Source organism: Streptomyces longisporoflavus (genome assembly GCF_014649775.1).
Classification (GTDB): Bacteria; Actinomycetota; Actinomycetes; order Streptomycetales; family Streptomycetaceae; genus Streptomyces; species Streptomyces longisporoflavus.
The window spans coordinates 51,596-75,948 of the sequence record NZ_BMTR01000030.1 but is presented as its reverse complement, the minus strand read 5'-3'; the positions used below and the strand labels follow the sequence as shown (position 1 = coordinate 75,948).

Below are 24,353 nucleotides of genomic sequence, written 5' to 3'. Positions count from 1 at the left end.
ACCACCCACGACCAGCGGTGACTACCCACCGAAGGGCGACGAGGAAGAGAAACAACTACTCAGGAGGAACGGCTCGCCGGGCGCGTCGAGCGCATCCGTAACGGGACGGAGGAGGCACCCGCGGGCTCGGTGCTCGAGACGGTGACCGCCCACCATGACGCCGACGGGACACCGCTTGATCCGCATACCGCGGCGGTCGAGGTCCTGAACGTGATCCGCCCGACGGTCGCGGTCGCGTGGTTCCTCACCTTCGCCGGGCACGCCCTGCACCGGTGGCCCGAACACCGCAAGCTCCTCGCCGACGGCGACGCGGCGTACGCGCGCGCCTTCGCCCACGAGGTCCGGCGGTTCTACCCCTTCGCGCCCTTCGTCGGGGGCATCGCCGCAGCCGACCTGTACTGGCAGGGGCAGGACATCCCGGTCGGCAGCATGGTCCTGCTCGACCTGTACGGGCAGAACCACGACCCGCAGCTGTGGCCCAAGCCCTACATCTTCGACCCCCGCCGCTTCGTGGGCCGCGAGCCCGGCCGCGACGAGCTGGTGCCGCAGGGCGGCGGCGACCCCGCGACCAACCATCGCTGCCCCGGCGAGGACGTCACCCTGACGGTCCTCGAAACCCTCGTACCCCGCCTGGCCGCCCTGCACTACGACGTGCCCGAGCAGGACCTCAGCATCCCCCTGCGCCGCATCCCCACGGCACCCCGCAGCGGCTTCCTCATGAACCCGCGGCTCTATTAGCCCGCAGCCCGTGGGCCTACTGCTCCATCAGGGTGGTGTGCCGCATCCCGGCGGCGGTGCCGGGCAGGCGCGGGACGAGCCCTTACTCCGTCCCCGAGCGGGGCAGGGGCTCGTCGAACTGCTCACACCAGTCCCCGCCCGCCGAGCCGTCCGTGCACCCGATCAGCGGCAGGAACTGCACCTTTACAGGCAAACGGACGGCCCTGGGTGGCGGTCCCGGTCGGTGGTGCCTTTGCTGGAGACGGCAGGTCGCCGTCCGTGCCGCGGTCCGGCGCGGAACTGGCCGCGGTGGGTTTCGTACGCCGATCACGGGTTACCGGGATGGGGGCAAACCCGTACGAGACAGGAGACATAGCTGTGGCTTCCGAGGCAACCCCCCGTTACACCGTTCCCGGCCTCACCGTGCAGGACGCCGGCAGGGTCATCGAGGTGCTGCAGTTGCGACTGCACTCCCTCAACGATCTGCACCTCACGCTCAAGCACGTCCACTGGAACGTGGTGGGCCCGCACTTCATCGCCGTACACGAGATGCTCGACCCGCAGGTCGACCGCGTCCGCGACATGGCCGACGACGTCGCCGAACGGCTCGCGGCCCTGGGCGGTGTCGCCCACGGCACGCCGGGCGCGCTCGTCGAGGAGCGCACCTGGAAGGACTACAGCGTCGGCCGTGACGACGCCATCGCCCACCTCGGCGCGCTCGACCTCGTCTACACCGGCGTGCTCCAGGACCTGCGCGCCGCGATCAAGACGGTGGGCGAGATCGACCCGGCCACCGAGGATCTGCTGATCGGGCAGCTGCGCGATCTGGAGCAGTTCCAGTGGTTCGTCCGGGCGCACCTGGAGACCGCGGGCGGCACCCTTTCCACGGCCGGCGCCTCCACCGAGACGGAAGCAGCCGAGCAGTCCAACGAGCAGTGAGCCGAGCAATGAGCTGATCAGTGAGCGAGCAATGAGCTGATCAGCAGGAACACGAGAGAGCCGAAACACGAGAGAAAGGCGCATCGTCATGTCGGACAAGCCGCTCAACGGCCACCGGGTACTCGTACTCGTCACCAACTACGGAGTCGAGCAGGACGAGTTGCTGGAGCCGGTCCGTCGGCTGCGTGAGGACGGCGCGGACGTCACCGTCGCGGCCGTGAGTTCCGACCCCATCCAGACGCTGGTGGGCGACCGGGACCCCGGCGAGACGATGGAGCCCACCACCACGCTCGACGCGGTGGACCCCGACGGGCACGAGCTGCTCGTGATCCCGGGCGGCACCATCAACGCCGACAACCTCCGCCTGGAGTCCAAGGCCCTGGAGACGATCAAGGCGTACGCGGGTTCGGGGCGTCCGATCGCCGCGATCTGCCACGGGCCCTGGGCCCTGGTGGAGGCCGATGTCCTGCGCGGCAAGACCATGACCTCGTACATCTCCGTACGTACCGACGTCCGCAACGCAGGCGTCAAGAGCTGGGTCGACGAGTCCGTCGTGACCTGCGAAGCCAACGGCTACACGCTGATCACGTCCCGGAATCCGAAGGACCTCGACGACTTCGTCGGCGCGATCAGCAAGACCCTGGCCGGCTCCTGAACCCAGCGCTGTCACCACCTCTGGCTTCGCGCGCTCAGCTCAGCGGGACGTCCTTGACGAATACGAGGCCGTCGCAGTCCGCCAGGTGGGCCGGGTCGAGCGGGGCGTAGCCGAACCAGGGGGATACGCGCAGCGCCGGCGGTGGGCCGGCCAGGGCGGCGGCAAGGCGCGGGGCGTCGATGGCGCAAGGGTCCTGCGGGAGCTCGTACAGGAGGCCCTCGAGCGTGTCCGGCGGCGGAGTGTCCACGCCCTGGTGCCGGATCGTGCCGAGGGCGGTGGCCACGAAGGCGTACTTCTCGCCGAGCCGGGCGCTCACCAGCGAACCGGCGCTCCACCACTCCACCGGCCCCTGCCACATCTGCATCGTGCTCTTCTCCCGTTGCAAGTGGCTGTTGTGGGCGTGGACGAACGCCGGTGCCGGCGCCCGCTCGGCGGGTTCGGCGGGTTCGGTGGCTTCAGCCGCTTCAGCGACGGCGATGAGGTTGTGGGCCATCATCTGGTCCCGGACGCCGAGGAGCCGCGCCATGCGGGCCGGCGAGGTGTCGGCCATCCAGTGGTGGTAGCGCAGCAGGCCGGTCGCGGTACGTCCGTACAGGCGGGCCCGGTCCAGTTCTTGCCGTGACGTCGTCGCGAGCAGGTGCGGTGTCTGCTCGTCGAGCAGCGCCACCAGATCGTCGGCGAGCAGCCGCAGTTGGCCGGCCTCTGCCGACTGCCCCGCGGACTGGGCCGGGTCCATCATCGCGGCGGGGTTGGTCCACTGCTCGTCGGCGCCGAGCAGCCGGTCGAGCACGTCCGCGGTGCAGGGGAGCAGGTCCGCGTCCACGCGGGCGGCGAGATAGCGATGGAGTGCGGTGAGGGCCTGGCGGGGGCTCGCGGCGTGGGTGATTTCCAGGGGGCCGTCGAAACCGGCGAAGCGGAGCCGGTCGGACGCGGGGCGGCCGTCGTTGTCGGCGCGGACGTTGTAGGCGCGCATCCAGCGGATGAGCTCGCGGTTGGCGGGGGAGGAGCCCCAGTCGTGGCTGATGCCCCGCTCCAGGACTTCGTCGAGCGTGCCGCCTTTGCCCTCGGTGACGTAGTCGTCGACGAGCAGGCCCTTCATGCAGTCGCTCTCGATCGCGATCGTCCGGCAGCCCTCCTGCTCGACCAACTGCCGGAAGAGGTCATTGCGCAGGTCTAGCAGCGCGTCCTCCCGGTGGGTGGGCTCACCCAGGGCGAGCAGCCGGGGCCGGGCGGGGAGAAGCCGCATGAGGGCGGAGGCCTCGACGGGCCGGGCCATGTCTTTGATGCGTGCGGCGGTGATGCGTGCGGCGGTCCTTTGTGTGGCGACGATGCGTGCGGTGGTGTCAGTAGCCATGCCTTAAACGCTATCGTTGAACCTTCGGTTGAAACTTTTCCGCGATACTGTCCGGCCCATGGCGCAAAACTTTCAAAGCGGGGGTCGGGGCGGCCGGGCCGGCGGGGATGGCGGGCGGCTCAGGCCCGTCGATCTGGCACGCGGGCACGGGCTCTCCACGCAGGCGATCAGGAACTACGAGGCGGACGGCATCCTCCCGCCGGCCGACCGCTCCCCTCACGGCTACCGCACCTACACCGCGCTGCACGCAGGCGCCCTGCGCGCGTTCCTCGCCCTGGTGCCGGGGCACGGCCACCGGACGGCGACGTCGATCATGCAGGCCGTGAACCGGGGCGAGGTCGCGGACGGAGTCGACGAGGCGTTCCGGCTCATCGACGAGAGCCACGCCCAGCTCCTCGACGACCGACGCACCCTCCGGGCGGTGGAGAGCGCCCTGCGCGACCTGGAGTCGCTGGGCACGGCGCCCGAGCCGACTCCAGGAGCTGCTCCCGGCGGCACATTCATCGGGCCGCTGGCCGATCAACTCGGCGTCCGGCCCGCGACGTTGCGCAAATGGGAGCACGCCGGACTGGTCCGCCCGGGCCGCGACCCGCAGACCGGTTACCGCGTCTACGACGAGGCCGACATACGGGACGCAAGGCTGGCCCACCAACTGCGGCGGGGCGGCTACCTCCTCGAGCAGATCGCCCCGCTGATCGCCCGGGTGCGGGCGGCGGGCGGCCTGGAGCCGCTGGAGGCCACGCTGTCCGACTGGCACGGGCGGCTGTCGGCACGCGGGCGGGCGATGCTGAAGGGGGCCGGGGAGCTGGAGGCGTACCTGGGCGAGCGCGCTCCTCGATGACTCCGGTACGGAGTGATCTCCAAGGGCCCGCCCTGACAGCCGCCGTGGTAACTTTTCAACAAGTTAGGAAGTAACCGGAGAGGCTGGAGGGGTGTGCCGGGTGCTGCAGATCCAGCTCGGGGCCGAGCGTGTCGCTGACGCGGGGGACCTGCTGGGGCGGGCCACCCTTGGATGGCGTTCCGGCATGAGTGAGGCCGAGGCCTGGGAAGCCGGGCGCGGGGTCTGGAAGTTCAACGCCGACCGGGCCCTCTCCCAGGACGAGGTGCAAATCATCAATACGTCAGGAACCGTTCTCGCGGTCGCGAAGATCACCGGCATCAGCAAGCACGGCGATCGTTACGCCCTCGAAGGCGAGCTCCTGCTCGGAGATCCGCGCGTCGGCCGGCCGACCCCGAGCCCGCACTTGTCCCGTAACCCCGTCACCTACATCTGAACGGACCGGCTCGTGAGCGACTTCGACGAGATGGCCTCCGCCCGCCCCGCACCCAGGAAACTGGCCTCCCTGGGTGACATGGTCGGTGACGTCCTCGCACCCGCCGCGCCGCGGCACTCCTTCGGCCTTCGCGACCTGGACGCGGCCACCGGCGGCCTGCAGGCGGGCCAGTTGACCCTGGTCGCCGCGGCACCCGGCGCGGGCGGCAGCCTCCTCGCGCTGGCCGCGGCACGCCACACCGCGCTCGTCGAAGGGCGCCAGGTGCTGTACGCGGCCGCGGGGCTGACGAAGGAGGTCGTGACCCGATGGATCATCGCCGCCGAGGCCGGGGTCGATCTGCGCAAGCTGCGCTCCGGGTCGCTCACCGCTCCTGAGCGCGAAGCCGCCGAGGCGGTGGCCGGGCGCCTCGGCCAGGCCCCGCTGTTCTTCGACGACGGCGCGGGACTGACCGCCGAGGCCATCGCCGAGACCGCGCCCTACGTCGACAGCCTGGCTCTGATCGTCGTGGACCGCCTGCATCAGGGCGCCGAGCCGCACATCCCGCTCTCCGGTGACCAGGTACCGCCCGCCGTACGCACCCTGACGCAGCTGGCGCGGAAGTTGTCGGTGCCGGTCCTTGCCGTACTCAACACCGATGACGCCGACGCCGTGCGCGGCCTGGACGCCGACGTGACCCTCGTCCTCGCCCCCGCCGGCGATTCCGGCATCGCCGATGTCAGGGTCGTGGAGCGCGACTTCGGGCAGGCGGTGGTTCGTCTCCGGGCGGATCTCGACATGGCCCGCTTCGCCGACGCCCCGTCCGCTGACGCCCGACCTGCTGATGCCCCATCCGCTGATGCCCGACCTGCCGCCGGGCCCGCGGTGCCTGCGCCCGCGCCGCCCGCCTCCGTGACTCCCGCCGAGCCCGCGCCCCTCACTCTCGCCGAGACCGAGCGCGAACTGGTCGACGCCGCTCTGGCCTTCACCTCCGGCGCCGTCAGGGGGCTGCCCTCCGACGCCCTGCAACTCCTGTCCGACCACCGTGACGCGGTGAACAAGGGAGCGGACGACGAACTGCCCGGCCTGCGTGCCTATACGGCTGCTCTGGCCTCGGCCGCCGGGCTCATCCTGCCCGGCATCCCGGAGGGCCAGCGGCTGCGCGCCGCGCTGGACGCCTTCGCGGCCGCTCATCGCGCCGAGGGCCCCCAGACGGTCGCCCGTGACCCGGAGACGGTCAGCGACGCGGAACACCAGCAGACCGCGGAGGAGGAAGCACCGGAGCCTGAGCCGGAACAGGAGCCGCATCCTCTGCGGCCCGGTGACGAGGACGACGAGCCCGAAGACGCCGTCTTCCCGGCGTTGCGTCTTCTCAAGGAGGCCGTGAACCGGTCGAAGATGCACCCGATCCCGGTGATCGGCAAGGCCGACCGCGACTCCGAGCCGTGGACCCTGTGCAACGAAATCATGGACGGTGAGCCGCGCTGGGTGCACCCCGAGGTGGAGACCGTACGACTGAGGGGCGGCAAGCGCCGCCGGCTGATCGTGCCCGACCAGTTCGGCCCCGGCCAGTTCTGCACGATCGACCGCAACGGTTCGTACCCCTCGGCCTGTTCCGCCGTCACCCTGGCCCCGAACAAGCTCAAGCACACCGGCCCCCTGGAACAGCGAGCCACGGGCAAGGAGGGGCAGGCGGGCCTCTTCCAGATCGATCTGCCGGCCTGGGAGCACGTGAACATGCCCCACCCGCTGGGGCGCCTGGCCGACCGTCCCGACGACGACGGCCGGGTGTGGGTGACCACCCCCCACATGGAGATCCTGGAGAAGCTGATCCGGCAAGGGCACATCGCCGAACCGCTGCGCATCCACGACTCCTGGACAGGGCGCGCCAACAACTCGCTCCTCAAGCCCTTCTACCAGGAGGCGAAGCAGACCCGTACCGAGCTGGTCGAGGCGGGTGGCGAGCCGTACATCGAGTACAAGCGGCGTCTGTCGATCGCCCTGCGTCTGCTGTGGCCCAAGGGCGAGCGCGTGAACTCCCCGTTCTGGCGCCCGGACTGGCGCCTGAGCATGGTCGCCGAGGCCTCCGTACGCCACTGGATCGTCGCCTGGGGAGCCGTCCAGGACGGCCACTCGCTCATCGCGCTTCGCAACGTCGACGAGGCCGTGTTCTGGACCGACGGCACCGCGCCCGCCAAGTACAAGGTCGGCACCGGCTTCGGAGAGGTCAAGGTCAAGTTCGAGCAGGCAGAGCAGGCAGAGAACGCAGAGCAAGCTGAGCAGGACGAGCAAGTCCCGCAGGGAAGTGACGCCTGATGCCCCGTGGGCAGGGAAACACCCTGGGCGCCGCCCTCAACAGCCTGCTGGCCGCCTTCGGGGCCAAGCCCAAGGGACGTCTGGCGTCCTACAAGGCCAAGACCTGGCACGCCCGGCTCGTCCACCTCACCCAGACCCACCGCGGCTACGCGGCCCTGGAGGAGGCCGGTCTCCACGTCACGCACGCCACCCTCATGAAGTGGCTGTCCGACGACGAGTACAACGTCCGGCGCAGCTACCGCGACATCATCGCCAAGGCCTACGAAGCAGCCGCGACCACCCCGCCCGACCCGGTCCCGCAGGCCTTCAAGGACCACCAGTTCGAGATCCGGGGCGTCGTCAGGACCGGGGACGACGAACGCGACCGCGGGGCCAACGGCAGCGCGCCCCTGCGCATCGACGGCCGTAACGGCCACTGGACCTCCATCGAGGCGATGTGGCGCGAGGGGGAACTCACCGACGCCGCGTTCGAGGACGACTTCATCGACTTCGTCATCTGCGACGACATCGGCGAGGGCACCGACGGCTGGGACTTCCCCGGCGGCCGCTACATCATCACCTGACACGTCCACATCACCTGACACGTCCACGTCGCCGACACCTCCGGGTCAACGACACCTCCGGGTCAGCGACCGAAGCGACCGAAGCGACTCAAGCGACCCGCCGTCGAAATCCTCGCGAGGGCGGCCGAAAAGATCCCGTCGGCGGGAGCCCGGCCGGCCTCGGCGGAACCCCGTACTCCACGGGCACTCAAGGCCCGCTCGAGAGCGGCGCTCCGGACAGCGACTGAAGCCCAGCGACCGAAGTGTCTCTCGGTCGCTGGCTCGGTCTCGGGGAAACCCGCTGGTCAGAGGGGTGGTCAGGCGTAGACAGCGACTGAAGCGACCCAAGGTCCGGGTATGTCGAGACATTCGCGCGTGTGCGTGTGTGCGCGTGTGCTTCATATATAGGGGACTTGAGTCGCTTCAGTCGCTGATCTCAGTTACGTATGCCCGCTGACCTGCACTTTTCCGTGCCGGGGCAGGCAGCGACCGAAGAGGGGTCCGGTCGCTGCGGTCAGGCTTCGGTCGCTGGATGTCCGGTGATCGTCACACCCTCCCCAACCGCACGAATTTTCAGACCAGTTTCGCTAACCTGTTTTCGTCATTGAGTCGCTTCAGTCGCTGACGGGGGAAATACATGACTGCTGAGCTGCGAGTTTCACGCAGCGAACAGTCGCTCAGCGGGGGGTCGTCGGCCGGCGGACGGATGTTGGCGACGGCCGAGTGGTGCGCGCGCAAGGGGTGGCCGGTTCACCCTCTGGCCGCAGGGCGCAAGACACCCGCGGGCAACTGCGAGGCCTGCCGCGCCCCGGGGCACACCCACGAGGGCTGTCCCTGTCTGCCGGAGGGGCGTTGGTGCCACGGCTTCCGTGCCGCCACGCTCGACCCGGCCCGGATCGAGCGCTGGTGGGGGACGGGCGAAGGCCGGGCCCCCGGAGTGGGAGTCGCCTGCGGGCCCGCAGGACTTGTCGTCATCGACATCGACGCGCACGTACAGCCGCTGCCCGACCGTGCCCGTCTCCTGCCGGGCATCGCCATCGCCGAGGGCATCGACCTCACCGGACTCGCCGACGGCTTCCACACAATCGGAGTGCTCGCCGCCCTGCGGGGTGCCCAGAGCCCTGCCGCTGACACGGGAACCCTGCGTGTGCGCACCCCGTCGGGCGGCCTGCACGTCTGGTACCGGGCGCACACCGGGCACCGCTGGCAGTCCTCCACGGGCTCCGGCAGCGGCCGTGCCCTGGCCTGGCAGGTCGACATCCGGGCCCACGGCGGCTACATCGTCGCGCCCGGCACCCGTACCCCCGACGGCACCTACACGCCCGTCGGCACCGCCCGTGAGCCCGCCCTGCTGCCCGACTGGCTCGCCGCCGAGCTGGAGCGCACCGGGCACCTCGCTCCGGCCCGCGAGAGGGCGCCGAGCGCCGCCGTTCCGCCGCCCAGGGCACGCCAGGCCGTCGCCGCCGCCGGTGGCGGGCGCCGGGGTGCCGCGAAGGCCCTGGACAAGGTTCTGGCCGATGTGGCGGCCTGCGCCGCCGTGCCGCAGGGCGCCGCGTTCTCCGAGAAGCTCAACCGGGCCGCCTACACCGCGGGCGGACTCGTCGCGGCGGGGCACCTGGCACGGGAGGAGGCCGAACGGGCCCTGGCCGAGCTTGCCGCCGACGTGCGCCCCGGACAGGACCGGCGCTGCGAATCCATCATCCGCAGCGGACTGAGCGCCGGAGAGCGACGCCCCCTCGCCCTCGGGGGGCGGCCTTGAACGCCACCCCCGAGGACATACCCCTGTTCAACTTCGACGCCGAGGCGGTGGCCGTCCAGATCCTCGCCGACGCGCAGTCCGCGCAGGCGTCCGCGCAGCCCGTACAAGTGCCGCAGCAGCGTGGTGACACCTCCGCCGAAGCCGAAGTGGCCGTCCCCCAGGGCCTGTTGCCCGACACGCTCACCGACCGCGGCAACGCCAAGCTGTTCGTCAAGCTGTACGCGGACGACTACCGGCACGTACCGGGCCTCGGCTGGTACCGCTGGGACGGCAACCGCTGGCAGATCGACGAGGACGACACCGTGCTGTGGGCCGCCGGTGACCTCGCCGAGGCCATCGCCGGCGACGATCCGCGCGGCATCCACTCCGCGTCCGCCCTGCTCCAGCACCGCCGCCGCGCCCTGTCCACCAGCGGCATGAACGCCATGCTCAGCCAGGCCAAATCGGCCCCCGGCATGGTGCTCAACGCGGCGCTCCTGGACGCCGATCCGTACACCCTGTGCACCCCGGCGGGCATCGTCGACCTGCGGACCGGCGTGCTGCGCCGGGCGCAGCCGGGCAAGGACTTCCACTCCCGCGCCACCTCGCTGCCGCCGCGGCCCACGCCGACGCCCCGCTGGACACGGTTCCTCGCCGACACCTTCGGCGAGGGGCCCGAGGGCGCCGAGATGATCGACTTCCTGCACGTGCTGCTCGGCTACTCCGTCACCGGCGACGTCGGCGGGCAGGTCATGCCGTTCCTCTTCGGCTCCGGCAAGAACGGCAAGTCGGTACTGCTCGACGTCCTGATGAAGCTCCTGGGCGACTACGCGGATGCCGCGCCGCCGGGCTTCCTGATGGCCCGCCCGTACGAGGGCCACCCCACCGACCTCGCCGAACTGCACGGCCGCCGGGTCATCGTGTGCAGCGAGGTCAAGCCCGGTGACAAGTTCGACGAGGCCAGGGTCAAGCTGCTCACCGGCGGCGACCGGATCAAGGCGCGGCGGATGCGGCAGGACTTCTTCTCCTTCGAACCCACCCACAAGCTCTGGCTGCTCGGCAACCACCGGCCCGAAGTCGGCAGCGGCGGCTTCGCGTTCTGGCGGCGGATGCGGCTCATCCCCTTCGAGCGCGTCGTCTCCGACGAACGCAAGGTCGACAACCTCGCCGACGTCCTGGTCACCGAGGAGGGACCCGGCATCCTCAACTGGCTGATCGACGGCGCCCGGCGCTACCTGCGCGGCGAGAAGGACCTCGCCGGACCCGAGCGCGTACGCATCGCGACGACGGCGTACGCGGAGACCGAGGACCACACCGGGCGGTTCATCGGCGAATCCTGCGCCCTCCACCCGGAATTAAGAGCGGAACAAGCGCAGCTGTACGCCGCTTACCGGGCCTGGTGCCACAATGAGGGCGCTCCCGCAGTCTCGTCCAGGGCGTTTGCCGCCCGCGTCCGCGAGGCAGTGGGTCTTGAGTCGCCGAAAGAAATGATCCTTTCCAACCAGCGCAAGTACTACCCGGGCATCGGACTGCTGACCACGCTCGCCGACGAGGAGACAGCATGAGCGCCCTCATCGCAGAGGACGAGATCTCCCACGAGGCCGAACTTGTTTGGCTCGAGGACATCGACGCCCTGGACTACGTACGCCAGAGCCTTGACCGCCTGCCCACGCGGCGCGGCAGGCCCGCCTACCACCGTGACGGCCGCATGGTCGGTTACGCGCTGCTCGGCCCGCAGGCCAAGTCGTCCCGCTCGTCGGGGACCTTCCGGCGCCGGGTGTTCTGGCTGCTTCCGCACGACAGGGACTCCGATCCGGACGGCCTGTACGCGAGTTCGGCCCCGGCGGAGGCGGTCGATCCGCGGACCCTGGCGCCGAGCAGCAAGGGCTACAAGACGGAGCGCTCGGAAGGCGGGCCGCCGTCGCGGGCGATGCGCGAGATGGGCATCACGCTGCCGCTGTGAGGCGGTCGGCGGTTGCTTCTAGCGTCGCGTGACGGTGCCGCTGACCTGCGAGCCGAAGACTCGGCGGCCGTCCTGGCTGCCGGTGATCAGGACGCTCATGGTGTCGGCTTCCTGGGCGAGCAGGGGGGCGGCCTCGATCCAGCAGGGGCGGCCGAACTCGGCGTAGCTGTGGAACTCCGTCGACATGCCCGTGAGCGTGAAGGCGCGGTCGGCGGCGAGCAGTCCGCAGGTCGCCTGGCGTGCGGACTCCAGGAGCACCATCGACGGGATGTGGTCGTCGCCGATGTCGAACAGGACCGGGTGGTCCGGGTCCGGGTTGAGCCGCCAGCGGCCGGGGTGGTCGCTCGACGCGAGGACCACGTCACGGGGCAGGCCGCGGCCGAAGGCGGACGGCGGCATCTCCGAGGGGCGCTGGGCGGGCAGAGTTGCCGGGGTCGTGCCGCGCAGCCGGTGGTAGGCGCCGGGGGAGAGGCAGACGAAGCGCACGGTGCCGGTGGCGAGGACCCGGCCCTCGCGTCGGACGGTGAGGTCCAGGCCGAACTCCACCAGGCGGCTGCCCTTGCGCATGAGGTCGGCGCCGTCCGCCTCGATGACGAGGTCGCTGGGCGCCGCGCCGATGGCGAGTTCGTCCGGGTCGACGGTGAACGACAGGTCGCACGGCATGAAGCGATGGCCCAGCGGCACACCCAGTTCGGCGTGCGCGAGATACAGGGCGACCTGCTTCATCGTCTCCGCGGTCAGCAGCGGATCGTGCCGGCCGTCGGGGCCGTTGAAGAAGGCGTGCGCCCGCGGCCACTGGCCGGTGAGCGTGAATCGGGTGTCGCTCGTCCTGCGGCAACCGGTCAGAAAGACTTCGGCCATCGACGAGCGGTGCACGTATTCGCTCGGCACCGTCGTGGTCCGGTGGGATGCGGCGGAAGCATGCTCACCCCCGGCCGATCTGTCCGCGTCCTGTGTCGCAGCTCCTGAAGCCATCACCTGCACCAGACTTCTCCCCCCGAAGAACGCCCTGCGATCGAGCACTTGTCCATAAGATACGGACCCACCGGTTTCGTTTTCAACCCCGAAGTCATGGGCAATGGAAGCGGTTTCGCGCATTGGCCGAAATAGGTCGGCGACAGCCCGAGAAAACAACCAGCCACCCGGTATATTTTCCGCGTCCGCTTGAGGGCATCCATGTTTTCGGCCGAGGGGGAGCGACCGCGATGACGTGTGTCCGTACAGATGTGGTGATCGTCGGTGGTGGGCCCGTCGGGCTGCTGCTCGCCGCTGAACTCGCCGGATACGGAGTGCGGACGGTGGTCCTGGAGGAGCGCGCCGAGGTGGCCGAACGCCCCAGGGCCACCACCCTGCACGCCCGCACCGCGCAGGTACTTGCCCGCAGGGGCTACCTGCCCGCTCCCGAGCTCCCGCTGCGCGCAGGGGTCAACCGCGCCCGGTTCCACTTCGCGGGCGTATGGGGCCTGGAGCTCACCGCGCCCGCGGCCGAGCCCGACCCGCTGTTCAAGCGGCCGCAGGCCGATCTGGAGCGGCTCTTCGAAGAGCGTGCCCTTGCCGCGGGCGTGCGGGTGCTGCGCCGCCACCGGATGACCGGGCTCGACCACCGCGAGAGCGCGGTGACGGTGAGCGCCGAACACCCCGGCGGGCGCGCCGAGTTCGAGGCCGCGTACGTCGTCGGTGCCGACGGGGCCCGCAGTACGGTGCGCACACTCGGCGGGATCCCGTCGGACACGACCCCGCCGACGGTCGCCGCCATGGTCGGCGTCGTGCGATGCGACGGGGCGGAGGCTCCTGAACCGGGCTGGCATCAGACGCCGCTCGGCTGGGTCGTGGCCAAGCGGACCGCCGAGGGGCGCCTCCACCTGCGGGTGGCCGACTGCCTCAACGCGCCCGCCGACCACAGACTCCCGCTCGAACTCGACGAGTTCCGCCGGGAGACGTCGCGGATCATGGGCCGCGACATCGACATGGACGAACCGCGCTGGCTGAGCCGCTTCAGCGACTTCTCACGCCTCGCGCGCACCTACCGCTCGGGGCGCGTCTTCCTGGTGGGGGACGCCGCGCATCTGCACTTCCCCGTCGGCGCCCAGGGACTGAGCACCGGACTGCTCGACGCCCTCAACCTGGGGTGGAAGCTCGCCTTCACCGTACGGGGAGCGGCCGCGCCGGGACTGCTCGACTCCTACGACGCGGAGCGCAGGCCGGCCGCCGAGCGGCTCCTCGACCAGGTGCGCACGCAGACCGACCTGATGCGTCCCGGCAGGACGCCCGGCTCGCTGGAGGAGCTTGCCGCTGCCGGGGGCGCGGCGGACGCCGGTGCGGAGCTGGAGCGGCTCGGCCTCATGGTCAGCGGGCAGGACACGGTGCTGCCGCCGCGGACCGGGCAGCCGTCGGCATGGGAGGGGCAGTTCTTCGGCAACCGGGAACTGGTCACGGACGACGGGACGACCGACGTCATCCGGCTGCTGCGGGACGGGCGCATGTTGCTGGTGCGGTTCGGGTCAGCGGAGACCGGGCGGGCCTTTGGGGTGCCGCACGACCTGCGGCACGACTTGCGGCACGTCCTGCGCGTCGTACGGGCGGAGCCTGCGGCCGGCATGCCCGGCGCGGCCCTGCTGCTGCGCCCGGACGGCTACGTCGCCTGGGCCTCGGACGTCGCCGGTGACCTCGACGCGCCGGTCCTGGAGTGGCTGGCGCCGGGGAGGGCGGATCAGGCCCTGGCGTCCGCCAGTTCGGCCGCGTCCTGGAGTGCTTGAACCTCGGCATAGATCGTCGCGCCGCGCTCGGGCGTGAGGTCGATCGTGGTGAGCACGGAGGACAGCACCACGTTCGGCATGATGTGGCGAAGGAGCACCGAGGTGCGGTGGTCCAGGTCCGCGTAGCTGCTGACGGCCTGCGACATCGACTGCACGCCCGCGTAGGCGCCCACCACGAGTTCGGCGGTGTCCGCCGGCACGACGTGGGGCAGCAACTCGCCCTGTTCCTTGGCCTGTTCGAGCAGGGCGGCCATTCCCTTGCCCCACTCCTGGAACGAGGTGCCGCGATCGAGTTCCGTCGCGTGCTGGTCCATGGCGAGGCGGACACCGGCTCGGACCATCGGGTCCTTCTGCAGCCGGTACGTCTGGAGGAGGACGGTGTCGACGACCTCCTGTGTCTTGCAGGAGCGGGGCGGGACGGTCCCCATGTGGCGCCCCTGCGCCTCCATCACGCCGTACGCCAGGTCCTCTTTGGACTGGAAGTGGAAGTACAGCGCACCCTTGGTCACGCCGGCGGCGCTGAGGATGTCCGTGATGGTGGCCGCCTGGAACCCGCGCTCCTCGAAAACTGAGGCAGCAGCGACCAGGATCGTCCGTTGTGTGCGGATCGCGCGATCTTGCTTTGCCATGTAATCCACCGCCTCCGAGAGCATGGAACCGTGGGGAGGCCCATAGAAAAAAACCGTCAGGTTCGTATCTTAGCGTCTCCGGAGGTCCGACGTCAGGGCCGGGGGCGTGATCGAGCCCGTGTCGGCTCGCGCTCCGGGTGTCTGCCGGAGCGTATGTGCCGTGCGGGACGCGGGAAACGGTGGGCCGGGAGCCGGCGAGCCGGGGTTACAGCGGGGCGGGGACGGCGGTGATGGTGGTGCGGAACATCTCCTGGCCGTCCTGCTCGCCGGTGACCTCGACCCTTTCCCCGCGCGCGTCCGCGGGCAGCCGCTCTGCGCGGATGAAGCAGGGCGCGTCAAGCTCGACGTAACGGTAGTGCTCGGACTCGACCTGTACGGGTATCACGCCCGAGGAGTGGCCGAGTACCGCCGTCGTCGCCTGGCGTGCGGCCTCGATCAGGAGCATCCCCGGCACATGGTCGACCGGGTGGTCGAAGAGCACGGGGTGGCGGGTGTCGACGCGCAGCTGCCACCGGTCGTCCGTGCCGATGGGGGAGAGCACCACATCGGTCGGCGACATACGGCCCACGCTCTGCGGCGGGACCGGCGCGGTCAGCGGAATCTGCAGGTGGCCCCGGTCGCCGCGCAGCCTGCGGTAGGCGGGCGGAGTGATGCACGTGTAGGAGATGCCACCCGTGGCGACCGTCTCTCCGGCCCGGCGGATCACCGTGTCGTAGCGGGCGCCGAGGTGCGCGTCGCGGCGCGTGCGCACGTCGCTGAACGCCACGTCGATGTCGAGGTCCGCGGGTGCGTGGCCGACGCGCAGGTGCTCGGGGTCCACCGAGAACGAGAAGGTGCGCAGCAGGAAGTGGTGGCCGAGCGGGACGCCGTACTGGGTGTGCGGCAGCAGGAACCCGATCTGCCTGATCGTTTCTGCAGCAAGGAGGGGGTCGTGGTTCCCCGCGACCGGAGCGTAGAAGCTGTGGCAGCGGGGCCACTGGGCGGTGACGCCGAACCGGTCGTCGTCGTACCGCTCCTGGCCGGTGAGCAGCACCTCGGCGAGGGCCGCACGGTGCACGAGTTCCTTGGCCACCGTGGTGGTGAGCTGGACCTGCGGACGGACCGTGGGCCAGGACTTCGGTGCCCCGACGGCAGGCATTCGGCGCAGGGTGTCTTCTGCGGGGTGGAACGTGTTCGTGGACATGTTGTATCCCCCGGATTCGCGACTGGAGAGTGCGCCGGATGGGGCGCCTCGCGGGTCTCAACATACAGACCACCCGGTTTATTTTCTACAGTCACCAGGGGAATGCCCTGTGGCGGGAAATGGAGGCTTCCGTTCCGACCTCTCGGGCCAGAACGGGCGATAACCCCGCGCTCAATCTACTGCGGGCTGACTTGAACGAGACCCCAAGCCCGATTTCTGCCCGGACTCCCTGCTGCGGGCCATGATCACGCCCGTTCGGGCAACCGGCGGTCCTGCGGAGGGTGCGGTCATGCGGTCCGTGCGCCCGGCGGTACGACCTTGGGCCGCGGAGCCGCCGGGACGGGCATTCGTACGGGAGTGCTGTAGGCGCTCTCCGTGGTGCCTTGAGCCGTGCTCTAGGCGGGACACGGAGGATCTCGGGGCCTCTGCGTGCGTGCGCGCGCGGCGGCAGCCCCAGCCCGGCGCACCACAAGACCAGCGCAGCAACGGAGCCCTGATGACCAGACAGGAACGCGCGGTCCGGACCCGGACCGCGCTCATCGAGGCGGCCGCCGAGCTCTTCCACCGGGACGGCTACGAGGCGACCTCGCTCGCGATGGTCACCGCCAGGGCCAAGGTGAGCAACGGCGCCCTGTACTTCCACTTCGCCACCAAGGCGGACCTCGCGGACGCGGTGGCGGCGTCGGCCGCGGCGCGGCTCGCGGGGCTGATTGCCGGGGGTGCCGGGGGTGCCGGAGCGGCTGGACCTGCCGGGGGCGCTGCGGTGGGGCGCGGGCTCGCGCGTGGGAGCGGGCGCGCGGAGGGAAGCGAGCCGGCGGAGGCGGGCGGGCCGGCGCAGGTGAGCGGGTTGCAGGGCCTGATCGACGTCACGCACGCCTTCGTGCGGGCCCTGGGCAGCGACGTGGTGCTGCGGGCGGGGTTCGACCTGAGCGGGGTGCGGGAGCGCGCGGTGGTCGGCGAAGACCTGCGGGACGCCTGGCGCGAGTGGGTGCAGGGTGCGCTGGCGGCGGCCGAAGCGCGGGGCGCGCTCGCGCCCGGCGTCTCGGGGCGGGACGCGGCGGTCGCGGTGGTCGCGGCCACGGTCGGGATCGAGGTCCTCGGGGCGTACGACGGGCAGTGGCTGTCGCCCGATCCCCTCACCTGGTTCTGGCACCTGCTGCTGCCCGCGTTGGCCACGACCGCGGATCGGGCGGGGCTGGCGGCCGCCGGTTCCGGGGCGGCGGGCTGACCGGTCTGGTCCGTGTCCGTGGCGGGCGGCGGAACCAGCGGTTCCGCCGGTGCGTTGCGTGCTTCATGCAAGGAAAGCAACGGAAGGGTGTCGATCGCCGTAGCTAACAAACCAACCTGGCGGTTTATTTGCTGACAGTGAAGAGGGCGATCAGCCTTCTGTCGGGCGCTCCGACGGGGGCTGCGACGTGACGCATTTTGCGCCAGTCATGATCCCCGGCGCCCGGAGGTGGGGTGTCGGACGCTCGAACCTGGGCGTAACCTCAGGTCCCGGGGGCGTGGTTGGCAGGTGCGGGTGCCCCGGCGAGCCGGACACCGGGAGGCTGCGATACGTTGCCGACCGGACTCCGCACAGCTTCGGCCGTTAAGGACTCGACAAAACCGACCCACCGGTTTGTTTTCTCGATTGCGGGGAAAGTTCGGCATGTTCTTTGCAGTGCACGGGCCTCGGTCGCGCGTCGCAGGGGGCCTGGCGACGTCATTGAGTCCGTGAGTGTCGGCCTGGCCGCGTCGGAGGCGGGCCGTGTTGGAGAGGTGAGCGATGGCCAAGCAGGAGCGGGCGGTCCGGACCCGTCAATCTCTGATCCAGTCCGCCGCGGAGGTGTTCGCGCGCGAGGGGTACGCGGCGGCCTCGCTCGCCCACATCAGCCGGCTTACCGGGGTCAGCAACGGAGCGCTGCACTTCCACTTCGAGACAAAGCGGGAGTTGGCCAGGGCGGTGGAGGAAGAGGCGGCGCGCAGACTGCGCACGATCACCGAGGACGCACCGGTCGACGGGGCGCGGGGCAGCGCGTTGCAGGGCCTGGTCGCGGCGACGCACGGTCTGATGAGCCGCCTCGCGGAGGATGTCGTCGTGCGGGCGGGCTTCGAACTGGGGGGAGAGCCCGCGCTCGGGGCCACCGCCGGCGTGCGGCGCTACTGGCAGGAGTGGGTCGAGGACATGCTGGAGCGCGCCGACCGTGAGGGTGTGCTCGCGGACGGCGTGACGCCGGAGCGGGTCGCCCCGGCCATCGTCGCGGCCACCGTGGGCTTCGAGGTGCTCGGCGGCAGGGACCGCGGGTGGCTGTCGGGGCAGCGGATCGACGCGTTCTGGGAGCTGGTGCTGCCGCAGCTGACAGGGGAAGCGGTCTGAAACGCGGCTCATAAACAGACTCTGTCGGCTGTTTTTTATCGCCTTCCAGGGCTACTGAGCCCCTTGAAGGCTGTCGGACGGCGGCCGTCGGCCCGCTACACGCTCCCTCTCGTAACCCTCTCGTAAGCCTGTGACGAGGGGGTTTTCGTGATCCATGGCAAATCCCGCAGGGCTTTAGGCGCGCTCGAGGAACGGGTGGGAGGTTGTGGAAACAGCATGGGCGGTCTGGTATTGACAAACCGGACTGCTGGTTTTTTACTGATTGAGCACGGGATCAACACGGGATGCAGGCCACTCACGAACAGGGGATTTGGCGTGATGGATATTGATGTTCTGGGTCCGTTGGGTGTGCGGGTGGGCGGGGTTGCTGTGATGCCTACGGCGCCGAAGCCGCGGAAGGTGCTGGCGTTGCTGGCTCTGCATGTTGATCGTGTGGTGCCGGTGGGTTTGCTGGTGGAGGAGTTGTGGGGGGAGCGTCCGCCGCGGTCGGCGCGGACGACGTTGCAGACCTACATCCTGCAGTTGCGTGAGTTGATCGGTGCGGCGCTGGAGCAGGGCGCGGGCAGTGCGGGAGAGCAGGGCGCGGCCGGGGGTGTGTCGGCGAAGGATGTGCTGGTGACGGCGCCCGGCGGCTATGTCCTGAAGGGCGGTGGCGGCTTGAGTGATGTGGTGGAGTTCGAGCGGCTTGCGGGGATGGGTTATCGGGCGATGGACGGTGAGGACTTCGCGGGGGCGGCCCGGTTGTTGCGGGAGGCTCTTGCGTTGTGGAGTGGTTCGGCGCTGGCGGATGTGCGGGCGGGTGTGCAGTTGGAGATGGAGGTGCGCCGCCTGGAGGAGACGCGGTTGTGTGCGCTGTATCAGCGCATCGAGGCGGATCTGCGTCTTGGCCGGCACCGTGAGTTGCTGGGTGAGCTGACGGTGCTGGTGAGCCGGTATCGCACGCACGAGAATCTGCACGGGCAGTTCATGCTGGCCCTTTACCGTTCGGGCCGCCGGGGCGAAGCGCTGAGCGTGTACCAGCGGCTGCGCCAGGCCCTCGTACGCGACCTGGGCCTTGAGCCCTCACCCGAACTGCGTCGCCTCCAGCAGGCCATCCTCAAGACCTCCGAACCGACCCCCCACGGCGCACGGAACGAAGCCGTGAACGCCGGCGCACGGGATCGACTCGCCCGAGTCGGCTGATGGCCGCGTCCCGCGACCCCGGCACACCGACGATCGACGCCCCGTCCACCCCCGTAAGGCCTGAGGCCGCTGCGGGTGGGCGGGGCGTTTTGCGGCGCGGGGGGCCGCGGGGGCGTCCCTCACGCAAGGGACGTCACCTCACACCCCGGAGCTGAGTGGCCGTCAGCCCTGGGAGCAGTCCCGGGAGCAGCCCCGGCAGTCGCCGGTATCGATCCGTGCCGTGGTGTTCACCGTTCCGTCGCGCGGTGCCGGGGTGTGCGTCATGTCCGTGGCCGGAATATCGGGCGTGATCGAGAACCCCGTTCCGCTGCCGCGGGAGGCCGCGCCCGCAGAGGTGGCCGCCTGGAATTCCGCGGACGCCGGGCGATGGCTCAAGGCCCGGCCCGCCGTGTGGGCGCATCCGCTGCCCGCCGTCGCGGCCCTGGTCTGCGCGCTTGTGGTGGCGACGGATGCCCCGCGCCTGCAGTCGTATCTCTGCGGCACGTCCGATTCGTGCGAACCCCGGTGGTGGGTCACCGCGCACCTCGGGATCGCGGGTGTGCTCGTCTTCCGGTGGCTCTGGCGACTTCCGCTCCTGGCTGCCGCCGCTCTGCCGCTGGTCGCCCTCGGTGTCGCGGTGCAGTCGCAGATCCCCGTGGAGTCCCGCGCCGCCGTGGTCCTGGCGGCGGGGTACGCGTTGGCGGGTTGTCTGCACCGCCTGCGGGTCGCACGCGGGCAGCGGGCGCTTGCCTTAGCCGCGGCCGGTCCCGTACGGATGGCGTTGCCGGGGGACGTCGACACCTCCGGGCGCGGTGGGTCGAACCTCGGTTGTGGCGTGCCCGTCTTCGGGTTCGCGCTGGTCGCTCTCGCGCTGTCGGCCGTGAGCAGCGATTGGCTGATGGGCGCGGACGAGTGGCAGTACGTCGCGGTCCTCACCCTGGTGGTGGGGTTGAACTGGGGCGGATCAGGTCTGGCCGGGTGGCACGGCCTCGCGGCCCTGCGCCGGTCGCCGTCGCCCGTGCTGCGGGTACTCCTGCGTGCCGGGGGCGGATCGGACGACCGGCGCACGGATGTCTTCGCGGCGGATGACGCCGCGGGCGGGACGCCGGTCTTCAGCTGCCGCACCACTCTGCCCACGGACGGCACGTTGCGTGAGGCGCTGCTGTACGGAGCCCCCTGCGCCGGGGGCGAGCTGGTTCTCGTGACGGGCGGGGCGTCCGGGCACACCCTGAAGCCCGTACGGCCCCAGTACCGTGCGGAGCCGGCCGCCGAGACGCGGGAGGCCGGGGCGACGCCGCTTCGGTGGCGGGCCGGGGCCGGGGTGCGTGCCATGGTGCTGGGCTACCTGGCGGTGCTGCCGCTCCTGGCCATCGGCCTTCGGCTGTACGAGGCGGAATCGCGGTACGTCCATGGCCTCGCCCTGCTCGTGGCGGTGTCGATCATGCCCCTCGTCACCTTGCTGAACTGGGAGGTCGTGGCCGACCGTGACGGGCTCAGGGTCACCGGTACCTTCTCGGCGCACCAGGTGCCGTGGGACAGGTTCCGCGGTGTCAGCATCGAGACCCACGGCTTCCGGGTCCGCTACGCCACCGACCGTGTCGCGGACGTCTACGGTGTCCTGCCCGCGCGCTGGCTCGCCGAGCTGCTGCCCCGGCGGCCCCGGGCCCGTGCCGCGGTGGACGCCATCCGCGCGTTGGCGGCCGACCCGGCGCTCCGTCCCGCCGGGACGGCGGCCCGCGTCTCCGCGCCGCGCGCGCGGGCGGCCGGGACCGCGGCCGCCGTCTACTGTCTGGCGCTGATCGTCGTCCTGCTGCTCTCGGCCTGAACCCGGCGCCGGGGGACACGAGCGGCGAAGGCCGCTCTAACGGCCCCCGGCCTCCTCGTCCTGCACCCTGCGCAGTAAGTCCTCCTGGTCCCGCACCAGTTGCTCGATCCGGGTGCGCAGCTGCGAAACCTCCGCCGCCAGGTCCGGATGGCGCGGGCGCGGCTTCGCGAGGGCGGGCGACTGGTTGAGGACCGCCTCCATACGGGCGCGCAGCGCGGGACCCGGCTCCACGCCCAGGACCGTGATGAGGTTGCGGCGGGCACGTTCGTAGACGCCCAGGGCCTCCGCCTGCCGGCCGCCCCGGTACAGGGCCACCATCAGCAGATCGTAGAAGCGCTCGCGCAGCGGATGGTCGGCGGTGAGGCGCTCCAGGCCGGAGACCACCTCGGCATATCTGCCGCAGCTCAGGCTCGCCTCGTACAGCGCTTCCAGCGTGATCAGGCGCTGCTCGTCGAGGCGGTCCGCCTCGGCCGAGCAGATGGGGCCGCGACGGCAGTCCTGGAGGGCCGGGCCCTGCCACAACGACAGGGCGCGGCCCAGGAGTTCCGTCGCGTACTGCGGGTCCTCGGGCACCGCGGCCCTGCCCTGCCCGGACAGCAGCGCGAAGCGCGCCACGTCGGTCGAGGCGTGGCCCGGCGTCAGCAGATACCCGGAGGGCAGGGTGCTGATCCACTCGTGGCCCGGCGCGGGCAGCAGCCTGCGCAGGCGGGCGACGTGGGCCTGGAGCGCGTTCGGCGCGTTGGCCGGGGGCCGGTCGCCCCACAGCTCCTCCACCAGGCGGTCCACGGAGACGAGTTCGCCCGCGTGGATGATGAAAGTGGCAAGAAGCGCCCGCTGCTTGGGCCCCGGCGGCACGATGCCCGCCCCGGTCTCCCCGTCGTGCACGACCACCGGGCCGAGCAGCCGGAACTCGGTCGCCCCGCCGCGCACCCGCTCCGGCGCGGCGAGGTCGAGGACAGTCATAGCGTGACCGCGGAGGGCGCCCGGGCCAGGAGCAGGGCTTGTCGTATGTCGTCCTTGATCCGCCCGGCGACCGCGGGCAGCTGGTCCTGGAAGTAGAAGTGGCCGCCCTCGAACAGGTGCTGGCCCAGGAAGTGCTCGGAAACGGCGGACCAGCCGTCCATACGGTGCGGGGGCGCCACCTCGTCCCGGGTGCCGCCGAACACCGAGAGGGGCACCGGCAGCGGCGCGGCGAGGGGCGTCGTGCGCCAGGTCTCGCTGATGCGCAGGTCCGCGCGGACGGTCGGCGCGATGAGGTCCCACAGCTCCGGGTGGGCCAGGACCGAGGACGGCGTACCGCCCATCGCCGAGAGCTCCTCGCGCAGGTCGGCGTCGGACAGCAGGTGCCGGCGCATGCCGTCGCCCTCGGGACGCACCGTGCCGTGCGCGGACACGCCGAGCCAGACGGGCGGCGTGCGGCCCATGTCGAGGAGCCGGCGGGTGAGTTCGTACGCGATCAGTCCGCCCATGCTGTGCCCGAAGAACGCGAAGCTGCCCGTGAGACCGGCGTCCAGCTCCTCCAGGTAGTGGTCGAGCAGCGCGCCCGCGTCCGAGAGCGGGGGACGCTTGTCGCGTGGTCCGCGGCCCGGTGCGTCGGGTATCCGCACGTCCCAGGCGGCCGGGAAGCCGGCCGGCCAGTCGCGGTACGACAGCTGTGAACCACCGGAGTGGTGGAACACGAACAGGCGCAGCTCCAGCTCTTCCGCCTGCGGCTCTTTCGCCCTCAGCACTTCCGCCTTCAGCATGGCGACTCCATCGACGAGACACTCCGGCCTCCGGCCCGATGACCAGCGGTCCGGATCGGGGCAGGGAGTTCGCACGGTAGCCGCGTCCCGGCCCGTGCCGCCGCTCGCACGAGTGAGCTTTGAACCGCTCTGCACCCATTCTCAAGTCTTGTGGCCTACGCCCGGACTACCGCCCATAGAGACCTGCTTGAGAGCGGGTCCAGCAATGGGGGAGTCATGGGGGCAGCGGCCGGAAGCGGGTCTAACGTGCCAAGGACCAAGGCCGCCAATCGATGGGTCAACGGCACGGCCACCACTCGATGGGGTACGGGAGGAAACCGTGGAGATTCAGGTCCTGGGACCACTGAACGCGGCCGTCAACGGTGTCTCGATAGTGCCCACGGCGAGCAAGCCGCGTCAGCTCCTTGCCCTGTTCGCGTTCTATCCGGGCCGCATCGTGCCGGTGGCCACGCTCATGGAGGAGCTGTGGGGCACCGAGATGCCGCAGAGCGCCATGACGACACTGCAGACCTACGTGCTGCAGCTGCGCCGCCGCCTCGGCACCGCCATGGGGCCCGACGCACCCGGCAACGCCAAGGAGATACTCGCCACCCGGCACGGCGGCTATGTGCTGCAGATGTCGGCCGACTCGGTCGACCTGCACCGCTACGAGCAGCTCGTCACGGCCGGCCGGCGCGCCTTCGAGGAGGGCGAGGACGGCCAGGCGTCCACGCTCCTGCGCAACGCCCTCGACATGTGGAACGGGCCCGCCCTCGTCGACGTACGAGCCGGTTCGATCCTCTCCATCGAGATCATGCGGCTCAACGAGTCCCGCCTGGTCACCGTGGAGCGGCGCATCGACGCCGATCTGCGGCTCGGCCGGCACGGTGAACTCATCGCCGAGCTTACGGACCTGATAGCCCGTCACCCGCAGCACGAGGGGCTGCACTCGCAGGCGATGGTGGCCTTGTACCGTTCCGGGCGGCAGGCGACGGCCCTCGACGTGTACCGCAGACTGCGCGCGCGTCTCATCGACGAGCTCGGCGTGGAGCCCTCGCCGCAGCTTCAGCGCGTGCACCAGATGATGCTCACCGTCGACCCCGCGCTCGACGTGGTGGCCGGCGATCGGCGCACCTCGACCTTCGACCTCTACGCCGCCTGACATCCCCCAAAGCGGCGCCTCCAACGGCCCGTTGACGTGGGCCGCCCCCGGGATAAAGTCACCGCGGCGGCTTGGCCGTC

The 24,353-nt window shown here is 70.8% G+C and carries 22 protein-coding genes; 16 read left to right on the top strand and 6 right to left on the bottom strand.

The features are described from left to right. Positions 1 to 141: 141 nt before the first annotated feature. The 3 genes from IE226_RS37280 to IE226_RS37270 all read left to right on the top strand — a co-directional run bounded on the left by IE226_RS37280 (position 142) and on the right by IE226_RS37270 (position 2,311). The gene (locus tag IE226_RS37280) at positions 142 to 738 is read left to right on the top strand and encodes a cytochrome P450 (RefSeq protein ID WP_373307095.1); all 597 of its coding nucleotides are present in this window, start codon (positions 142 to 144) and stop codon (positions 736 to 738) included. A 321-nt stretch (positions 739 to 1,059) separates the two neighbouring features. Next, positions 1,060 to 1,656 (top strand): Dps family protein, encoded by a 597-nt coding sequence (locus tag IE226_RS37275; RefSeq protein WP_373307094.1) that lies wholly within the window; start codon positions 1,060 to 1,062, stop codon positions 1,654 to 1,656. An 88-nt stretch (positions 1,657 to 1,744) separates the two neighbouring features. Next, on the top strand, positions 1,745 to 2,311 hold the full coding sequence (locus IE226_RS37270) for a type 1 glutamine amidotransferase domain-containing protein (RefSeq protein ID WP_190085936.1): 567 nt from the start codon (positions 1,745 to 1,747) through the stop codon (positions 2,309 to 2,311). Between the two features lie 34 nt (positions 2,312 to 2,345). Here IE226_RS37270 and IE226_RS37265 read toward each other — a convergent pair whose 3' ends face one another. Next, on the bottom strand, positions 2,346 to 3,665 hold the full coding sequence (locus IE226_RS37265; protein WP_190085935.1) for an erythromycin esterase family protein: 1,320 nt from the start codon (positions 3,663 to 3,665) through the stop codon (positions 2,346 to 2,348). A gap of 58 nt (positions 3,666 to 3,723) precedes the next feature. On the opposite strand from IE226_RS37265, the gene IE226_RS37260 reads away from it, so the two are divergent. The 7 genes from IE226_RS37260 to IE226_RS37230 all read left to right on the top strand — a co-directional run bounded on the left by IE226_RS37260 (position 3,724) and on the right by IE226_RS37230 (position 11,474). Further along, positions 3,724 to 4,506: a TioE family transcriptional regulator gene (locus IE226_RS37260; RefSeq protein WP_190085934.1), complete on the top strand. Its 783-nt coding sequence runs from the start codon at positions 3,724 to 3,726 to the stop codon at positions 4,504 to 4,506. A gap of 184 nt (positions 4,507 to 4,690) precedes the next feature. After that, positions 4,691 to 4,939 (top strand): hypothetical protein, encoded by a 249-nt coding sequence (locus tag IE226_RS37255; protein WP_229871783.1) that lies wholly within the window; start codon positions 4,691 to 4,693, stop codon positions 4,937 to 4,939. A gap of 12 nt (positions 4,940 to 4,951) precedes the next feature. Further along, on the top strand, positions 4,952 to 7,231 hold the full coding sequence (locus tag IE226_RS37250; protein ID WP_229871782.1) for a DnaB-like helicase C-terminal domain-containing protein: 2,280 nt from the start codon (positions 4,952 to 4,954) through the stop codon (positions 7,229 to 7,231). Then, positions 7,231 to 7,794, top strand: coding sequence for a hypothetical protein (locus IE226_RS37245; RefSeq protein WP_190085932.1), 564 nt, complete (start codon positions 7,231 to 7,233; stop codon positions 7,792 to 7,794). The genes IE226_RS37250 and IE226_RS37245 overlap by 1 nt, the downstream gene beginning before the upstream one ends. A gap of 616 nt (positions 7,795 to 8,410) precedes the next feature. Then, the gene (locus IE226_RS37240) at positions 8,411 to 9,532 is read left to right on the top strand and encodes a bifunctional DNA primase/polymerase (protein ID WP_190085931.1); all 1,122 of its coding nucleotides are present in this window, start codon (positions 8,411 to 8,413) and stop codon (positions 9,530 to 9,532) included. Then, positions 9,529 to 11,076 (top strand): DNA primase family protein, encoded by a 1,548-nt coding sequence (locus IE226_RS37235; RefSeq protein WP_229871781.1) that lies wholly within the window; start codon positions 9,529 to 9,531, stop codon positions 11,074 to 11,076. The genes IE226_RS37240 and IE226_RS37235 overlap by 4 nt, the downstream gene beginning before the upstream one ends. Next, positions 11,073 to 11,474: a DUF6009 family protein gene (locus IE226_RS37230; protein ID WP_190085930.1), complete on the top strand. Its 402-nt coding sequence runs from the start codon at positions 11,073 to 11,075 to the stop codon at positions 11,472 to 11,474. The genes IE226_RS37235 and IE226_RS37230 overlap by 4 nt, the downstream gene beginning before the upstream one ends. 18 nt (positions 11,475 to 11,492) lie before the next feature. On the opposite strand, the gene IE226_RS37225 is transcribed toward IE226_RS37230, so the two are convergent. Then, the gene (locus IE226_RS37225; protein WP_268251310.1) at positions 11,493 to 12,449 is read right to left on the bottom strand and encodes a ScbA/BarX family gamma-butyrolactone biosynthesis protein; all 957 of its coding nucleotides are present in this window, start codon (positions 12,447 to 12,449) and stop codon (positions 11,493 to 11,495) included. A gap of 230 nt (positions 12,450 to 12,679) precedes the next feature. Between IE226_RS37225 and IE226_RS37220 the strand changes: the two genes are divergently transcribed. Next, complete coding sequence (locus IE226_RS37220) at positions 12,680 to 14,230, top strand: FAD-dependent monooxygenase (RefSeq protein WP_190085928.1); 1,551 nt, start codon at positions 12,680 to 12,682, stop codon at positions 14,228 to 14,230. Here IE226_RS37220 and IE226_RS37215 read toward each other — a convergent pair. Then, entirely contained in the window at positions 14,185 to 14,859 is a 675-nt protein-coding gene (locus IE226_RS37215; RefSeq protein WP_190085927.1) for a ScbR family autoregulator-binding transcription factor, read from the bottom strand. The genes IE226_RS37220 and IE226_RS37215 overlap by 46 nt on opposite strands. Positions 14,860 to 15,064: 205 nt before the next feature. Then, complete coding sequence (locus IE226_RS37210) at positions 15,065 to 16,042, bottom strand: ScbA/BarX family gamma-butyrolactone biosynthesis protein (protein WP_229871780.1); 978 nt, start codon at positions 16,040 to 16,042, stop codon at positions 15,065 to 15,067. 496 nt (positions 16,043 to 16,538) lie between these two features. On the opposite strand from IE226_RS37210, the gene IE226_RS37205 reads away from it, so the two are divergent. The 4 genes from IE226_RS37205 to IE226_RS37190 all read left to right on the top strand — a co-directional run bounded on the left by IE226_RS37205 (position 16,539) and on the right by IE226_RS37190 (position 21,387). Then, positions 16,539 to 17,270, top strand: coding sequence for a TetR family transcriptional regulator (locus IE226_RS37205; protein ID WP_190085926.1), 732 nt, complete (start codon positions 16,539 to 16,541; stop codon positions 17,268 to 17,270). A 540-nt stretch (positions 17,271 to 17,810) separates the two neighbouring features. Beyond that, entirely contained in the window at positions 17,811 to 18,401 is a 591-nt protein-coding gene (locus tag IE226_RS37200; protein ID WP_190085925.1) for a ScbR family autoregulator-binding transcription factor, read from the top strand. Positions 18,402 to 18,719: 318 nt separating this feature from the next. Then, on the top strand, positions 18,720 to 19,583 hold the full coding sequence (locus IE226_RS37195; protein ID WP_190085940.1) for an AfsR/SARP family transcriptional regulator: 864 nt from the start codon (positions 18,720 to 18,722) through the stop codon (positions 19,581 to 19,583). Between the two features lie 262 nt (positions 19,584 to 19,845). After that, entirely contained in the window at positions 19,846 to 21,387 is a 1,542-nt protein-coding gene (locus IE226_RS37190) for a hypothetical protein (protein WP_190085924.1), read from the top strand. Positions 21,388 to 21,423: 36 nt separating this feature from the next. Here the strand turns inward: IE226_RS37190 and IE226_RS37185 are convergent, their stop codons facing one another. Together IE226_RS37185 and IE226_RS37180 are read right to left on the bottom strand one after the other, a co-directional pair. Further along, the gene (locus IE226_RS37185) at positions 21,424 to 22,350 is read right to left on the bottom strand and encodes an AfsR/SARP family transcriptional regulator (RefSeq protein WP_190085923.1); all 927 of its coding nucleotides are present in this window, start codon (positions 22,348 to 22,350) and stop codon (positions 21,424 to 21,426) included. Further along, positions 22,347 to 23,132 carry a thioesterase II family protein gene (locus IE226_RS37180; protein ID WP_190085922.1) on the bottom strand — a complete coding sequence of 262 codons (786 nt, stop codon included), beginning with the start codon at positions 23,130 to 23,132 and terminating at the stop codon, positions 22,347 to 22,349. The genes IE226_RS37185 and IE226_RS37180 overlap by 4 nt, the downstream gene beginning before the upstream one ends. Before the next feature lie 319 nt (positions 23,133 to 23,451). On the opposite strand from IE226_RS37180, the gene IE226_RS37175 reads away from it, so the two are divergent. Continuing rightward, positions 23,452 to 24,273, top strand: a complete 822-nt coding sequence (locus IE226_RS37175; protein WP_190085921.1) for an AfsR/SARP family transcriptional regulator — start codon at positions 23,452 to 23,454, stop codon at positions 24,271 to 24,273. Positions 24,274 to 24,353 lie beyond the last annotated feature (80 nt).

What these genes read in the sequence shown, in the direction of transcription:
- IE226_RS37190 (WP_190085924.1), top strand. Translation starts at nt 19,846, where the DNA reads ATGTCCGTGGCCGGAATATCGGGCGTGATCGAGAACCCCGTTCCGCTG.
- IE226_RS37270 (WP_190085936.1), top strand. Translation starts at nt 1,745, where the DNA reads ATGTCGGACAAGCCGCTCAACGGCCACCGGGTACTCGTACTCGTCACC.
- IE226_RS37210 (WP_229871780.1), bottom strand. Translation starts at nt 16,042, where the DNA reads ATGTCCACGAACACGTTCCACCCCGCAGAAGACACCCTGCGCCGAATG.
- IE226_RS37185 (WP_190085923.1), bottom strand. Translation starts at nt 22,350, where the DNA reads ATGACTGTCCTCGACCTCGCCGCGCCGGAGCGGGTGCGCGGCGGGGCG.
- IE226_RS37275 (WP_373307094.1), top strand. Translation starts at nt 1,060, where the DNA reads ATGGGGGCAAACCCGTACGAGACAGGAGACATAGCTGTGGCTTCCGAG.
- IE226_RS37225 (WP_268251310.1), bottom strand. Translation starts at nt 12,449, where the DNA reads ATGGCTTCAGGAGCTGCGACACAGGACGCGGACAGATCGGCCGGGGGT.
- IE226_RS37265 (WP_190085935.1), bottom strand. Translation starts at nt 3,665, where the DNA reads ATGGCTACTGACACCACCGCACGCATCGTCGCCACACAAAGGACCGCC.
- IE226_RS37215 (WP_190085927.1), bottom strand. Translation starts at nt 14,859, where the DNA reads ATGGCAAAGCAAGATCGCGCGATCCGCACACAACGGACGATCCTGGTC.
- IE226_RS37195 (WP_190085940.1), top strand. Translation starts at nt 18,720, where the DNA reads ATGGATATTGATGTTCTGGGTCCGTTGGGTGTGCGGGTGGGCGGGGTT.
- IE226_RS37200 (WP_190085925.1), top strand. Translation starts at nt 17,811, where the DNA reads ATGGCCAAGCAGGAGCGGGCGGTCCGGACCCGTCAATCTCTGATCCAG.
- IE226_RS37230 (WP_190085930.1), top strand. Translation starts at nt 11,073, where the DNA reads ATGAGCGCCCTCATCGCAGAGGACGAGATCTCCCACGAGGCCGAACTT.
- IE226_RS37220 (WP_190085928.1), top strand. Translation starts at nt 12,680, where the DNA reads ATGACGTGTGTCCGTACAGATGTGGTGATCGTCGGTGGTGGGCCCGTC.
- IE226_RS37260 (WP_190085934.1), top strand. Translation starts at nt 3,724, where the DNA reads ATGGCGCAAAACTTTCAAAGCGGGGGTCGGGGCGGCCGGGCCGGCGGG.
- IE226_RS37245 (WP_190085932.1), top strand. Translation starts at nt 7,231, where the DNA reads ATGCCCCGTGGGCAGGGAAACACCCTGGGCGCCGCCCTCAACAGCCTG.
- IE226_RS37240 (WP_190085931.1), top strand. Translation starts at nt 8,411, where the DNA reads ATGACTGCTGAGCTGCGAGTTTCACGCAGCGAACAGTCGCTCAGCGGG.
- IE226_RS37180 (WP_190085922.1), bottom strand. Translation starts at nt 23,132, where the DNA reads ATGCTGAAGGCGGAAGTGCTGAGGGCGAAAGAGCCGCAGGCGGAAGAG.
- IE226_RS37205 (WP_190085926.1), top strand. Translation starts at nt 16,539, where the DNA reads ATGACCAGACAGGAACGCGCGGTCCGGACCCGGACCGCGCTCATCGAG.
- IE226_RS37255 (WP_229871783.1), top strand. Translation starts at nt 4,691, where the DNA reads ATGAGTGAGGCCGAGGCCTGGGAAGCCGGGCGCGGGGTCTGGAAGTTC.